This is a genomic window from Aeromonas sp. (assembly GCF_050633025.1).
Taxonomy (GTDB): domain Bacteria; phylum Pseudomonadota; class Gammaproteobacteria; order Enterobacterales; family Aeromonadaceae; genus Aeromonas.
The window spans coordinates 1-12,714 of the sequence record NZ_JBODRQ010000103.1; the positions used below are offsets into that span (position 1 = coordinate 1).

Below are 12,714 nucleotides of genomic sequence, written 5' to 3' on the forward strand. Positions count from 1 at the left end.
CATCACGCCACCGGATAGCACGGATCCAGGGGCAATATGGTTATCGGCCCCGATCTGGCAGTCATGATCCACAATAGCTCCAGTGTTGATGATAGTATTCGGGCCGATCTGGACCCCTGTCTGGATAATCGCTCCTGCCATCACCTGAACACCTTCGGCCAGCTTGGCGTAATCCGATACTATGGCATGTGGCGAAACGACTCGAGTGAAGTGATAACCTAATGCTTGGTAGCGGGCGAACAACTCGGCTCGCAGCCGATGTCCAGGTAAAGAGCCGATACCATTGACCAGTTCTACGTCATCTGGTGAGAGCGCCAGAATCTTGCCTTCGTCATGCCAACACGGGATATTTGCCAGTGCTGCACATCCAGCCTCCCAATGTGGAGCGACCATTGCCAACGGCGTGCGCCCTTGGCGGCGTAATATTTCTATCAGTACTGAGGCATGTCCCCCTGCACCGAGGACTAGCAGTGGCTTACTCATGGAGCGACTCGCCTTCCGAATAGCGGTGTTTGGCAGGTTGGCCAAGTAGCTGCCAGTAGGCATAGGGGCTCATGCCGTCACCCGGACGCTTGATGGCGAGGTTGTCGGCGCAGAGGATGACGCCCTTTTCAATGTCGCAGGCAGCCACCAGGCTCTTGCGTGCGATCTCCTTGTTCTTGATCTCGCTCGGGCGCGGCCCCTTGATGCCATCCCCCAGTGCCAGCTCAACATCGCGGATCCCTTTCACCATGGCGGCCAGTTCATTGGGTTCAAGAGAAGCTTTGTGATCAGGCCCCTCCATGTTGCGATCCAGAGTGAAGTGCTTCTCGATGAGGCAGGCTCCCCGGGCGACTGCAGCCACCGGGATGGTGATACCTTGGCTGTGATCCGAATAACCGACCGGCAACCGGAAGGCGTGCGACAGGGTATCCATGGCTTTGAGGTTGATATCCACCATGGGTGCCGGATACTCGGTCGTGCAATGCAGCAGGGTCACCTTGTTGGCAAGAGCGGCCTGACCTGCCTCGCTGGCATAGGCAGCCATGAAGGCAGCCTCACAGGGCTGCGCATCCTGCGGCGCGGTCAATCCGAAGGCTATCACCCCCAGGGCCGCCTCCACTTCTGCCAATGTGGCCATACCGGTCGAGACGATCAACTCGCAACCGGTGCGAGCATGGGCCAGTACGAAAGGCGCATTGGTCAGTTCCCCGGACGGGATCTTGAGGGTCTGCAACTTCAACCGGTTCACCAGAAAGTCCAGGCTCTCGGTATCAAAGGCGGTAGACAAAAACTCGATGCCGAGGGACTCGCAATGGGCGATCAGGCGAAAATGGGCATCGAACGAAAGCTCAAGGCGGGAGAGCATCGCAAGCTGGCTCTCTTCCTTGCCGGTGTTGGCGGTTTGATAAGCAGCCTGCTTGGCCTGGCGGGTCACCAGATTGGCCGCCTTGAAGGTCTGAAACTTGACGATATCGACGCCTGCCCGGTGGGCAGCATCGATCAGTGCCACTGCGAGTGCTTCGTCGCCATTATGGTTGACGCCGGCTTCGGCGATGATGCGGATCATGGCGACGGACTCCTGTCGAGATCATGGAACTGTTTGATGGTGGGGATGGCAAAATGCTTCAGGCGTGCCACGATTTGGCCGCTGGCGTCCCCTGCACCATAAGGATTGACATAAGCATCTGGGCCCATAGGCTGCAAGGCCTTGGCAATGCATTGCGTAATGGCCTCAGCCTTCGCGTCGCAATGAAGCACACTCTTGGCTGCCAAGCGCCCTTGTTGGCGTTGGCCGATATTGATGGTCGGGACACCCAGAGAAGGCACTTCAATGATGCCGCTCGACGAGTTGCCGATCACGGCGGCACAGTGTTTCACCGCGCTCAGATAACGTCTGTAACCCAAAGACGGGATGGCCAGCACGCGTGCAGGGTTGGCTGCCGCATACTGCTCAAGCAGTGGAATGATGGCTCGACCACCGTCATCTGCATTCGGGTACGTCAGGATGACCTGATGGTCGGGATAGTTATCCAACGCCGCCAGCAACGCACTGAAACTCTCTCTGGCCGGTTCATCGGCCAGAGTCACGGGGTGATAGGTCACCACGAAGAACGGTGAGTCCAACGTAAACCCAAGAGAGGATTGCAGCTCGTCCATGGACAGCCGCGGTGTCTTGATGATGTGGTCCAGACCGACGGCACCTACGTTGAACACCCGCTCAGGCGCCTCCCCCAACTGAATGACACGCTGTCGATAAGGCTCGGCAGCCGTGAAGTGCAGGTAGCTCAACTTGGTAATGGCATGGCGAATGGCGTCGTCATAAGCCCCCTCGGTGATCTCGCCACCATGGAGGTGTGCTACCGGTATGCGCTGCAACATGGCCGCCTGGGCTGCCGCCAGCGCTTCAAAGCGATCCCCCAGGATCACCAGCACATCTGGTTGCAACCGGGCCAATGCATCTGCCAGCCCGAGCAAGGCCACGCCCATGCTTTTGACCACACCCACAGAGGTATCGGAGGAGAGCAGCATCTCGATGCACTCATCGATCTTGAAGCCATCCTGCTCTATCTGCTGATAGGTCAGGCCGAACTCGGGGGACAAGTGCGTACCCGAGACGATCAGCTTGAGCTCCAGGTCGGGATCCGCGGCAATGTCTTTCATCAACCAATAGAGCAGCCCGTATTCGGAGCGAGTACCGGTAAAGACGGCAATGGTGTTGGCCATGTTCAGACCTCGACAGGCGAGCTGGGCAGGTTGATCAGATGGGCTTCCAACCATTCGGCATTGTTAAGCTCCCCACGCAAGGCATGAGAGAACATGGGCAGGCGATGCATCAGTTTCCATACAGGCCGGGTCATGACACCAGCCTTGTTCAGCTCGGTCAGCAACGTATCCCGCTGGGTTTGATCTTCACAGACAATCGCATTGAGCCAGTAGTTGGAGCGTCCATAAGAAGGCTCGGTCACAAACTGGTATGCCTGACCCTTGAAGAACTCGGCATAGTGCATGGCAAGCGCCCGCTTTTGCGCCAGGAATTGCGGCAGGGCTTCCATCTGGGCACATCCGAGGGCCGCATTCAGATTGGGCATCCGGTAGTTAAAACCGGGTTCATCATGATAGAACTCGAACGGATGGGGTACCTTGGCGGTGGTGGTAATGTGCTTGGTGCGCGCCCCCTGTTCGGCATTCTGGCAGAGCACCATGCCACCACCACCCGTGGTGATGATCTTGTTGCCATTGAAACTCAGGGCAGAAAACGCACTCAGAGTCCCCGTGTGTTTGTCTTTGTAGTATGAACCCAGGCTCTCGGCAGCATCTTCTACCAGGGCGATGCCCCAAGCCTGGCACACGGCCTGAAGTTCATCGAGTTCAACCGGATGACCAAAGGTGTGCATGGGCACGACGGCTTTGAGGCGGCGTCCGCTTGCCTTGTGGATGGCACCTGTCTCGGTGCGAGACGCATGCTCTTCCAACCAGTTGGCCAGGGCAACGGGGCACAGACCCAGGCTCTGGCGTGATACATCGACGAACACGGGTTCTGCGCCCATGTGATACAAGGCATTGCAGGTCGCCACAAAGGTCAGGGGCTGGGTGATCACCAGATCGCCTGCCTGCACACCTGCCATGTAGAGCGCGATATGCAGCGCCGCCGTGCCATTCATGGTGGCAACGGCACGGGCTGAACCGGTAAAGGTGGCTATTTGCTGCTCGAACTGCTCAACATAGGCACCGACACTGGAAACGAAGGTACTTTCGAGGGTATCGAGCACATATTGACGTTCATTGCCGGCGAAGGTCGGAGCGTGAAGCGGGATGAAGTCATCGGTTTTGTAGGTATCACGAATAAAACGTATCAATTGAGTATGCATACCGATCCCTTACATCTTGCCGTCGAGATATTTGCCCGTTTCTTTGTGACCAAAATCCGGGATCATGGCGAAGAATAATTCGACGATCTCTTTCTTGTCCCAGGCACGCTTCGTTTTCATGGCTGCAATGGCCTGCTCGAAATGGTTGAGCAGATCATTCTGATAAGAGGGTTCATTTTTTATGATGCCCAGGTTCTCGAACCGGGCCATATCCAGCACTTCTTTGTCCGTGAAGAACTCTTCGAAGTCTTTTTCACCCGTGGTGTCACTCTCGGTAAAGAGGCAGGGCCACATCCCCTGCTCAGGCAGGCTCGCCATCAAGGTTCTGGCTTCATCCTCGTCCTTGCACAGATAAGGCTGGTAACCATGCTGCTCCAGATACTTCACGGCGATTTCGGCGAAGGTAATCAGGTGCAGGGATTCGCTGAGCTTGGGAAAGAAGATATCCCTGTTCTCACCGAAGATGCAGGACATCAGGCACAGCTCACCGGACTCCTGGGGGGTCACGAAGTAGCGTTTGATATCGTTGGGGGCGACGATGGGCTGACGCTTTTGCAAACGCTGGTTGAAGCCATGCAGCAAGGATCCATCGGAGAAGGCTACGTTGGCAAAGCGCGCAGTTGAAATGGCAATCTGTTCGCTGCGGCGCATCAAGAACATCTCCATGATGCGCTTGGACGCCCCCATCATGTTGACCGGATTGGCCGCTTTGTCAGTCGAAACACAGAAATATTTTTTCACTCCCATGTCGATGGAGTGCTGGATGGTTTTATCCGTATTGAATACATTGACGTCGATCATGCGCATCAGCGTGAAAGGGTCTTTCTCGCTGCGTACATGTTTGAGCGCAGAAAGATTGAGCACGTAATCATAGGCGCCGTCGGCTTTGATAAAGGCGTCATACTCAATGGAACCAATATCCAGCGCAAACGTTTGGAAATCACCATCGATATACCCGAACGAGCTGCGGATATCGCGCACCAGCTCGACCATGTTGTTCTCGCTGATGTCGACAACATGCAGTTTACGTGGATTTCTCTTGAAGATTTCTTTGGTCACCGCCTGACCAATAGATCCTGCCCCGCCCAATACCAAGAATCGGGAGTTCGTCACGGTTTGCCAGAGCAGTGTATTTAGGTGTTGGACATCCCGAGTAAATAAGGAAATGTTACGACCAATAAGGGCAAGTATCTTGTCGTTCATTTTATGTCACCAGAGCAAGGCAAGAGAATGAAGGTCATTACTATGAGAGTTTCATCATTGCTCATATAAAAAGGGACTTATGGGCATAGCGTTATCCATGCTACCGCAATTTTTAGGCCATCTTTGCATTGTAATGAAAATATATTATCTCGGTTTAAGGATATTCCGGGTTGAGCGCTCTACATACCTGCTCCACTCCATTGAGGGCTCTTGGGGTGAAGCGGTGCAGCTCATCCGAGTTGATCAAATCGAGTCGCTGATGCTGCACCGCGTCGAGATTTGGCCACTTTCGCCAGTGACGCAGGGCGTCAGGATCTTGACTCCCTGCCAGGATCAGCGATGGGTTGGCTCTGATCACCTGTTCCATGTCCACTTGAGGGTAAGGGGTTTTGGCATTAGCCATGATGTTGATCCCGCCGCAGAGTTCGATGGCCTGAGCCGGCCAGGCATTGCCACTGACGCTGGTGAGCGGCGGGTACCAGAGTTGGTAGAACACCTTGACGCCGGTTGGTTGGCCATAGCGCTGTTGCAGGGAATGCAGACGCGCCAGATAGCGATCGGCGGCTTCGTTGGCACTCTTCTCCACCCCAAGCAATTTGCCCAGCGCCCGCATTTCGGTCGCCAGCGAGGCAAAATCGGTGGGCTCCGAGTAGAAAACCGGGATACCCAGCTGCTCCAGCGGGGCCAGCATGCGTGACTGGGCCGAGCGCCAGCCCAGGATCAGGTCCGGTTTTTGCGCCAGCAGCGCCTCGACATTGATGCTGCGATAATTGGCCACCTTGGGCTTGTTTTTCACTTCTGCAGGATAGTCGGAGGCATCGTCGATGGCGACCAGCTTGTCACCGGCACCGATGTCATAAAGCAGCTCGGTAAGATGGGGTACTACGCTCACCACCCTGCTCGGAGTGGCGGCCTGCAGCGCAGCGGGCAACCAGACAAGCAACACGCAGGGCAGCCAGATAGGCAATCGCAACCATCTAACCATGAAATAACCCCGCCACAGTGATAACCAGCGCTAGCATCAACCAGCCCCAGCCAATTCCTTGTAGATTATTGAGCAACTTGCGCGGTGACTCACCATCGGGGTCATCACCGCTGCCAAGTATCGGCCAGCGTTGCAAGGTTCCCTGATAGTAGCGGGGGCCGCCAAGGCGGATCCGGCACTTGTCTACCAGCAGAGTGAGCAGCATCCCCATGGCGGGATAGGGCCAGAGCGCCCCACTGCGTAGCAGCTGTGCGGTCTGTTTGAGCCGTGGGAGCAGGAGCGGCAGCCCCAGCAGCAGGATGGTGGGTGCATTGAGCCCCTGATAGAGGGCGCTGGCGGCGCGACCAAAATAGCCAAACGTGGGATCCTTCATGCTCCAGCTCTGATTCATCAGCTGCACCAGCCGCCAGAGTAAGGCGCCTTGTACGCCAGCTAGAGCAAATCCCAGCAGCGGACCAGCCCATTGGCCGACCAGACGCAGGGCGCAGCTCTCCGTCACTGCTTTGGCGAGCCCCATGGCCGAGAGCTTACCGGTCTCCCGCTTGAGCCAGAAAGCCACCTGCAATCTCGCCAGCGGCAGGGTCTCCTGCGTGGCGAGCGAGCGGGTGGCATGGGCGAGTTCGCGCAGCGCACGGGATTCGAGCATCAGCAGCAAGAACAGCAGGTCGAAGATCGGCTCGCTCAGGGCAAGATTGCGCAACGACCAGAGCCCTGCTGCGCAGGGTACCCAGACCACCAGCATCGCCAGCATACCCGCTTGCACCTGCTGGCGTTGCGTGCCATCGGCTCTGTGCACCTTGTGTCCCAGCCGGGTCAGCAAGGGCGTTACAGCCGAAAGACGCAGATGGGATGGCCACGGGATCACCGCCTCCAGCAGGGCAGCCCCCACCAGAATGGCCGCCGTCGTCGAGAGGAGGGCGTCTGCCATAACGTCGAGCGAACCGGTTTCGATCACAGCTTGCCGAGCATCTTGATGATCACTTCGGCGGAGTGCTTGCCGGCCACTTCGATGAAGGCATCGAAGGATTCAACCTGTTCCTTGCCGGCGATATCGGACATGGCGCGAACCACCAGATAGGGCACTTTGAACATGTGGCACACCTGACCGATGGCGGCACCTTCCATCTCGACCGCCAGCATCTGCGGGAAGTCGGCGCGAGCCTTGGCGATGGCGTCCGGTTTGCACATGAACTGATCGCCGGTGCAGATAAGGCCGACCTTGGTCTGGTGCTTGCCCTGCTCGGCGATGCAATCCTGAGCGACCGCGATGAGTTTCTCGTCGCAGGGGAAGGCGGCGGGTTGCTGCGCCATCTGGCCCATCTCGTAACCAAAGGCGGTCACGTCCACATCGTGGAAACGCATCTCGCTGGCAATCACCACGTCACCGATGTGCAGGTCCTGGGCAAAGCCGCCCGCAGAGCCGGTATTGATGACGCAGTCGGGGGCAAATTTTTCCAGCAGCAGGCTGGTGGCCACGCTAGCGGCGACCTTACCGATACCGGAGCGGGTCAGGATCACCTCTTTGCCTGCCAGCATCCCATGATAGAACTCGCAGCCGCCCAGTTGCAGGGTGGTGGGGTTGCTCATCTGGCTGCGCAGCAGGGCCACTTCTTGCTCCATGGCGCCGATAATACCTACTTTCATTGCTGACCTCGTCTTGATAGCCGTGTGGCTGAATTTAAGTTGCTGTAGATCATAACAAAAGATGGCGTCGGCGCCGAGAGGCACGAGCGAAAGGAGAGATGAAGTGCAGCGCTCCATATGGGAGCGCCGCAGGTGACAAAAAGCTTTGATGAGAGAGGGGCGAGGGCCTTTAGCCGAGCGCGGTATCGAGGGTCATCATCAGGGCAAAGCCCGCCATCAGGCCGAGGGTGGCATAGGTCTGGTGACCGTTGCGGTGGGTCTCCGGGATAACCTCGTGCGAGACCACAAACAGCATGGCGCCGGCGGCGAGCCCAAGTCCGATGGGGTAGGCGATGGCAAGGCCGCTGGAGAGCCCCACCCCGAGCAGGGCGCCAACCGGTTCGAGCAGGCCGCTGGCGATGGCAACCAGCACCGCCACAGAGGGGCGAAAACCGGCGGCACACATGGCCAGCGCCACCGCCAGTCCTTCGGGAATATCCTGCAGTGCGATGGCGGTGGTGAGCGGCAGCCCCACCGACATATCCCCCTGGGAGAAGCTGACCCCGATGGCCATCCCCTCCGGCAGATTGTGCAGGGCGATGGCAAAGACGAACAGCCAGACCCGGGAGCACTGCTCGTGACCGGGACCGCAGGGGCCGGTTTTGTCATGCTCGTGCGGGGTGAATTGATCCAGCCCCAGCATCAACAGCACCCCGAGGGTCATGCCGACCACCACCACGGCGGCGGCGCTAAAGCCGTTGCCGGTTATCCCCTCGGCGGCATCCAACCCCGGCAGCAGCAGGGAGAAGGCGCTGGCAGCCAGCATCATGCCGGCGGCAAAGCCCAGCATGATGTCTTCTACCTTTTGCGGTACCGAGCGCAGAAACAGAGCGGGCAGGGCACCAATGGCGGTGGCGGCAAACCCGGCGGCACCACCGATCAGGCCATAGCGCACGCCGCTGGTCACCTCGCCAGTAGCGAGCATGATGAGACTCTGCAACAGCAGCAACAAGACGGCAGCCAGCGCGATAAAGAGGCCCATCGCAGTGAGCGGACGGCTTTGCATCTGGCTACGCAGTTGCTGTGGCCAGGATAACGGAGGGAGAGCAGAGAGGTGGTCCATGGCATGACCTCAAGGTGTGCAAAGTGGATGGTGGCATTACATCCACTTGGCCGCCCCTTGTCCATGTCTGTATCGCGATTGCTGCTATCGGAAAAAGCGAGATAGAGGTTTATCCAGGCAAGATAGGCCGCCTTGGCAGTTGCTCAAGGCGGGTGGTGTGAGGGGGGAAAGAAGTGGTGTTGCATGGCAAGTTGGAATGCATCGCTCTGTTATTAAATCGGGTGCGGATACTGGCATGGAGGGCTATGACAAAAACCAAAAAACCGGCTCGCGCCGGTTTTTTATCTTTCTGCTCGAAGGCTGGCTTATTTGGCCAGAGACTCCGGCAGCTCTTCGCGGATCTTGCCGAGCATCTCTTTCAGGACGCGCGGGTTGGCAACCACGATGTTGCCGGAGTTTTCGTAGTTGTGACCACCAACGAAGTCGGTGACGATGGCGCCGGCTTCTTTGGCCAGCAGTTCACCGGCAGCGGTGTCCCACGGCTTCAGGCCGATTTCCCAGAAACCGTCGACGCGACCGGCAGCCACGTAGGCCAGATCCAGTGCGGCAGAGCCGGAGCGACGGATGTCGGCACATTCGATGAACATGCTCTGGAACATCTTCAGGTAGGACTCGATGTGGTGCTTTTGCTTGTAGGGGAAACCGGTCGCCAGCACGGTGCCAGCCAGCTCTTTGGCTTTGCCGACACGAATGCGGTAGCCGTTCAGCTGGGCGCCGCTACCACGGGTAGCAGTAAACAGTTCGTCACGGATGGGATCGTAAACAACGGCTTGTTCGGTTTTGCCTTTCACGCGCAAGGCGATGGAAACGGCAAAGTGCGGAATGCCTTTGACCAGGTTGGTCGTGCCATCCAGTGGGTCAATGATCCATTGGTAGTCCGGATTGGTACCGGCAATCTCACCAGACTCTTCAGCAACAATGCTGTGCTCCGGGTAAGATTTTTTGATGGTGTGAATGATGGCCGCTTCGGCTTCACGGTCAACGTTGGTCACGAAGTCATTGCTGCCTTTTTGGATAGCCTCAATGTTCTCAGGCTGGGAGAAGGCTTTTACTACAACTTGACCGGCGTTGCGCGCAGCGCGCACGGCGATATTCAGCATCGGATGCATAGGTTCACCACTGGATGTTAAAGAACGGGGAATAGAAGGACGCGACATATTACCAGTATTTCATCGGATGGCAACTGTTATCCCCCCGTAACCAATAGTTTGAGACTGTCAGCCTTGACAGCTCCAATATAGGCTAGATCTGCGCTAGTCTTATCCCGGCAGTTGGAGACCGGCTGTTATGAGCATAGGGATATGAGCCATGAATTTGTCATTAGTGAGTCAGAACGTGTCAGCGGCCAGCGAGGGACTGTTGGCCATCTTGCGGTCATCAGCCGAGTATGGTGACCATTTTGCCCACATCAGCGTGACCCCCCTTGATCAGTGGCAACCGGCCAAGACGGAGGCGGCGATCCTGCTGATCGACGGTGATGCGCCCTGGCAGGATGCCGGATTTGCCCGAGGAGAGGGTGAGACGATCGGTTTGCCGGTCTTGCCGCTGCTGATCCGCAAGGGGGACAAGGAGCTGACGGTCTGCGGGCCGGATGTGCGTGACCCCCGTTTCTATTTTGTCTCAAACGGCATCGTGCTGGATGAGTCGGAGCTGGCCGAGCCTGCCTGCAGTCGGGTGCTGTTGCGCAAGCTGGAGTCCTACTTCCCGCTGCTTTCCCGCCTGATCATGCTGCGCCAGCGCAAGCCGGTCGCCATGATCAACTAATATCTACCATTGCCAGAGCGCACCCGCGGCGCACCGTGGCCTTGTTTGGCCTACGGTGCGCCGCTTTTTAATGGTCTGAAGCCGGTCACTTGTTGCAAGATGAGGCGGCTATGGTGTTGCACAATGTTCAAACCGTGCAATCTTGCTATGACCAACAACAAGGAGTGAATCATGATCGATTTTTACACCGCCGCGACCCCCAATGGTTTCAAAGTGGCGATCGCCCTCGAAGAGCTGGAATTGCCTTATCGGGTCATTCCCCTCGATCTGTCGGCACTGGATCAGAAGAAGCCGGAATTTTTGGCCATCAACCCCAACGGCCGCATTCCGGCCATCGTCGATCGGGATAACGACGATTTCGCCGTATTCGAGTCGGGCGCCATCCTCATCTATCTGGCGGAGAAAGCAGGCAAGTTGCTGCCCGCTGATCCCAAACGCCGCTCTCAGGCCATCCAGTGGTTAATGTTCCAGATGGGCGGGGTAGGACCCATGATGGGGCAGGCCAACGTCTTCTATCGCTACTTCCCCGAGAAGATCCCCGCCGCCATCGAACGCTATCAGAAAGAGGGGCGCCGCCTGTTCGAGGTGCTCGACAGCCATCTGGCTCATCATGAATATTTGGCGGACGAGTACAGCATCGCCGACATTGCCACCTGGCCCTGGGTGCGGATTTATGACTGGAGCGGCATCTCCATCGAGGGGTTACCCCATCTGCAAGCCTGGATGGATCGCATGGCACAGAAGCCTGCCTGCCAGAAGGGGATCACCATACCGCCGCGCAAAGAGCAGCCGGATGAGCTGATCAAGCAGGCGCAGCAGATGGTAACACGTTGATTTTTAACTGCTGACGGGGCGTATTGCCCCGTAATATTAGAAAAACTAAGGCAAGCCGATTATAAAGATTCGTTCGTTTTCTGTGAGCTGAATCACTATAATGCCCCCATACCACCAAGCGTCCTGTGCGGTGGTCTGGCGGGCTCCCCGCCTACTGTTTCCAACACTGTTTTTGATTGCATCACAGCCTTTGTGATCAGATTCCTCTGGGCCATTTTGTGCCAGAGGGCGGCAGCATTTTTTCGATTTTTTGGGACTGATATGGATCGGCACAGTTTTTATCCGTTGTTTTTATTGACCATTCTGATGGTCGCTGTGGGCCAGATGACCCAGACCCTTTATGTTCCCTCCATTCCCATGATGGCGGGGGACTTCAATGTGGCCTCGGGCCAGTTACAGGCGGTGATGGCCTGTTACCTGATCCCCTATGGCCTCTCTCAGTTTGTTTACGGGCCATTGTCGGATCGCATCGGTCGTCGTCCGGTGCTGATCGTCGGCATGATGGTGTTTCTGGTGGGCACCCTGATCATTCAGGTCATCCCCCATTTTACCGCCCTGCTGGTGGGCAGCTTTATTCAGGGGCTGGGTACCGGTGCCGGTGGCGCCATGAGCCGTACCGTGATGCGCGATCGTTACAACGGTGCCGAGCTCAACCGCGCCAACAGTCTGGTGAGCATGGGGGTGATCTTCTCCCCGCTGCTGGCTCCGGTGCTGGGTGGCTGGCTGACCGAGCTGTTCAACTGGCGTGCCGGTTACTGGTTCCTGTTCGGTTTTGGTGCCGTAGCAACCCTGGCGATCATGGCCTGGTTTGGTGAGACGCTGCCTGCTGCTGCCCGTCAGCCGCTGCGCGTCGGTGCTGCCTATCGCCATGTGCTGGGCAACCCCAAGTTTCAGGGCAACCTGCTCTGCCTGATGGCGACCTTTGCGGGACTCGCGGTATTTGAAGCGGCGGCCGGTGTGCTGCTGGGCGATGTGCTGAAACTGAGCGCCCGTACCGTGAGCGTGCTGTTCGTGCTGCCGCTGCCCGGCTATCTGTTCGGGGCCTGGCTCTCTGCCAAGCTGAGCTTCCGTTTGACTCAGGGCAAACTGATGCGCTTTGGCATCGCCTTTCTGGCGCTCGGCTCCCTCATCATTCTGGTGCCGGGGCTGTTCGGGGTGGTGAGTGCCGCCTCGCTGGTCGGTGGTGCGGCTGTCTACTTCATCGGTAGCGGTATTCTCTACCCGACCGCCACTTCCTGTGCCATCGAGCCCTTCCCGGGTCAGGCCGGCACCGCGGGTGCCATTCTCGGCGGGATGCAGAATCTGGGAGCCGGTGTGGTGACCCTGCTGGC

Annotated in this window: 13 protein-coding genes; 3 read left to right on the forward strand and 10 right to left on the reverse strand. The window is 57.7% G+C overall.

Annotated features, from left to right (window positions below):
- The 10 genes from ACRAUW_RS13415 to suhB all read right to left on the reverse strand — a co-directional run.
- On the reverse strand, window positions 1-483 hold a 483-nt coding region (locus tag ACRAUW_RS13415), incomplete at its 3' end, for a PglD-related sugar-binding protein (protein ID WP_431362671.1).
- Window positions 476-1,549 (reverse strand): N-acetylneuraminate synthase, encoded by a 1,074-nt coding sequence (gene neuB, locus ACRAUW_RS13420; protein WP_431362672.1) that lies wholly within the window; start codon window positions 1,547-1,549, stop codon window positions 476-478. The genes neuB and ACRAUW_RS13415, both read right to left, overlap by 8 nt.
- A complete protein-coding gene (neuC, locus tag ACRAUW_RS13425) occupies window positions 1,546-2,706 on the reverse strand; it encodes a UDP-N-acetylglucosamine 2-epimerase (protein WP_431362673.1) in 1,161 nt (386 codons plus the stop codon). The genes neuB and neuC overlap by 4 nt, the downstream gene beginning before the upstream one ends.
- A gap of 2 nt (window positions 2,707-2,708) precedes the next feature.
- On the reverse strand, window positions 2,709-3,851 hold the full coding sequence (locus ACRAUW_RS13430) for a LegC family aminotransferase (RefSeq protein ID WP_431362674.1): 1,143 nt from the start codon (window positions 3,849-3,851) through the stop codon (window positions 2,709-2,711).
- Window positions 3,852-3,860: 9 nt separating this feature from the next.
- Window positions 3,861-5,054: a UDP-N-acetylglucosamine 4,6-dehydratase gene (locus ACRAUW_RS13435; protein WP_431362675.1), complete on the reverse strand. Its 1,194-nt coding sequence runs from the start codon at window positions 5,052-5,054 to the stop codon at window positions 3,861-3,863.
- A 154-nt stretch (window positions 5,055-5,208) separates the two neighbouring features.
- Window positions 5,209-6,039, reverse strand: coding sequence for a cobalamin-binding protein (locus tag ACRAUW_RS13440; protein ID WP_431362676.1), 831 nt, complete (start codon window positions 6,037-6,039; stop codon window positions 5,209-5,211).
- Window positions 6,032-6,994, reverse strand: a complete 963-nt coding sequence (locus ACRAUW_RS13445) for a cobalamin biosynthesis protein CobD/CbiB (RefSeq protein ID WP_431362677.1) — start codon at window positions 6,992-6,994, stop codon at window positions 6,032-6,034. Before ACRAUW_RS13445 ends, ACRAUW_RS13440 begins: the two co-directional genes overlap by 8 nt.
- Window positions 6,991-7,683: a 5'-methylthioadenosine/S-adenosylhomocysteine nucleosidase gene (gene mtnN / locus ACRAUW_RS13450; RefSeq protein WP_431362678.1), complete on the reverse strand. Its 693-nt coding sequence runs from the start codon at window positions 7,681-7,683 to the stop codon at window positions 6,991-6,993. The genes ACRAUW_RS13445 and mtnN overlap by 4 nt, the downstream gene beginning before the upstream one ends.
- Before the next feature lie 169 nt (window positions 7,684-7,852).
- On the reverse strand, window positions 7,853-8,785 hold the full coding sequence (locus tag ACRAUW_RS13455) for a ZIP family metal transporter (protein ID WP_431362679.1): 933 nt from the start codon (window positions 8,783-8,785) through the stop codon (window positions 7,853-7,855).
- A gap of 305 nt (window positions 8,786-9,090) precedes the next feature.
- Window positions 9,091-9,894, reverse strand: coding sequence for an inositol-1-monophosphatase (gene suhB / locus ACRAUW_RS13460; RefSeq protein ID WP_005352992.1), 804 nt, complete (start codon window positions 9,892-9,894; stop codon window positions 9,091-9,093).
- Window positions 9,895-10,093: 199 nt separating this feature from the next.
- On the opposite strand from suhB, the gene ACRAUW_RS13465 reads away from it, so the two are divergent.
- From ACRAUW_RS13465 to emrD, 3 genes are all read left to right on the forward strand, one after another.
- Window positions 10,094-10,549, forward strand: a complete 456-nt coding sequence (locus tag ACRAUW_RS13465) for a hypothetical protein (protein ID WP_431362680.1) — start codon at window positions 10,094-10,096, stop codon at window positions 10,547-10,549.
- A 171-nt stretch (window positions 10,550-10,720) separates the two neighbouring features.
- Window positions 10,721-11,383 carry a glutathione S-transferase family protein gene (locus ACRAUW_RS13470; protein WP_431362681.1) on the forward strand — a complete coding sequence of 221 codons (663 nt, stop codon included), beginning with the start codon at window positions 10,721-10,723 and terminating at the stop codon, window positions 11,381-11,383.
- Between the two features lie 261 nt (window positions 11,384-11,644).
- Window positions 11,645-12,714: multidrug efflux MFS transporter EmrD (gene emrD, locus ACRAUW_RS13475; protein ID WP_431362682.1), on the forward strand; the 1,070-nt coding region annotated here is incomplete at its 3' end.

Excerpts from the sequence above, each read along its gene's own strand:
- mtnN (WP_431362678.1), bottom strand. The coding sequence starts at position 7,683 with ATGAAAGTAGGTATTATCGGCGCCATGGAGCAAGAAGTGGCCCTGCTG.
- suhB (WP_005352992.1), bottom strand. The coding sequence starts at position 9,894 with ATGCATCCGATGCTGAATATCGCCGTGCGCGCTGCGCGCAACGCCGGT.
- ACRAUW_RS13470 (WP_431362681.1), top strand. The coding sequence starts at position 10,721 with ATGATCGATTTTTACACCGCCGCGACCCCCAATGGTTTCAAAGTGGCG.
- neuC (WP_431362673.1), bottom strand. The coding sequence starts at position 2,706 with ATGGCCAACACCATTGCCGTCTTTACCGGTACTCGCTCCGAATACGGG.
- ACRAUW_RS13455 (WP_431362679.1), bottom strand. The coding sequence starts at position 8,785 with ATGGACCACCTCTCTGCTCTCCCTCCGTTATCCTGGCCACAGCAACTG.
- ACRAUW_RS13440 (WP_431362676.1), bottom strand. The coding sequence starts at position 6,039 with ATGGTTAGATGGTTGCGATTGCCTATCTGGCTGCCCTGCGTGTTGCTT.
- ACRAUW_RS13465 (WP_431362680.1), top strand. The coding sequence starts at position 10,094 with ATGAATTTGTCATTAGTGAGTCAGAACGTGTCAGCGGCCAGCGAGGGA.
- ACRAUW_RS13435 (WP_431362675.1), bottom strand. The coding sequence starts at position 5,054 with ATGAACGACAAGATACTTGCCCTTATTGGTCGTAACATTTCCTTATTT.
- neuB (WP_431362672.1), bottom strand. The coding sequence starts at position 1,549 with ATGATCCGCATCATCGCCGAAGCCGGCGTCAACCATAATGGCGACGAA.
- ACRAUW_RS13430 (WP_431362674.1), bottom strand. The coding sequence starts at position 3,851 with ATGCATACTCAATTGATACGTTTTATTCGTGATACCTACAAAACCGAT.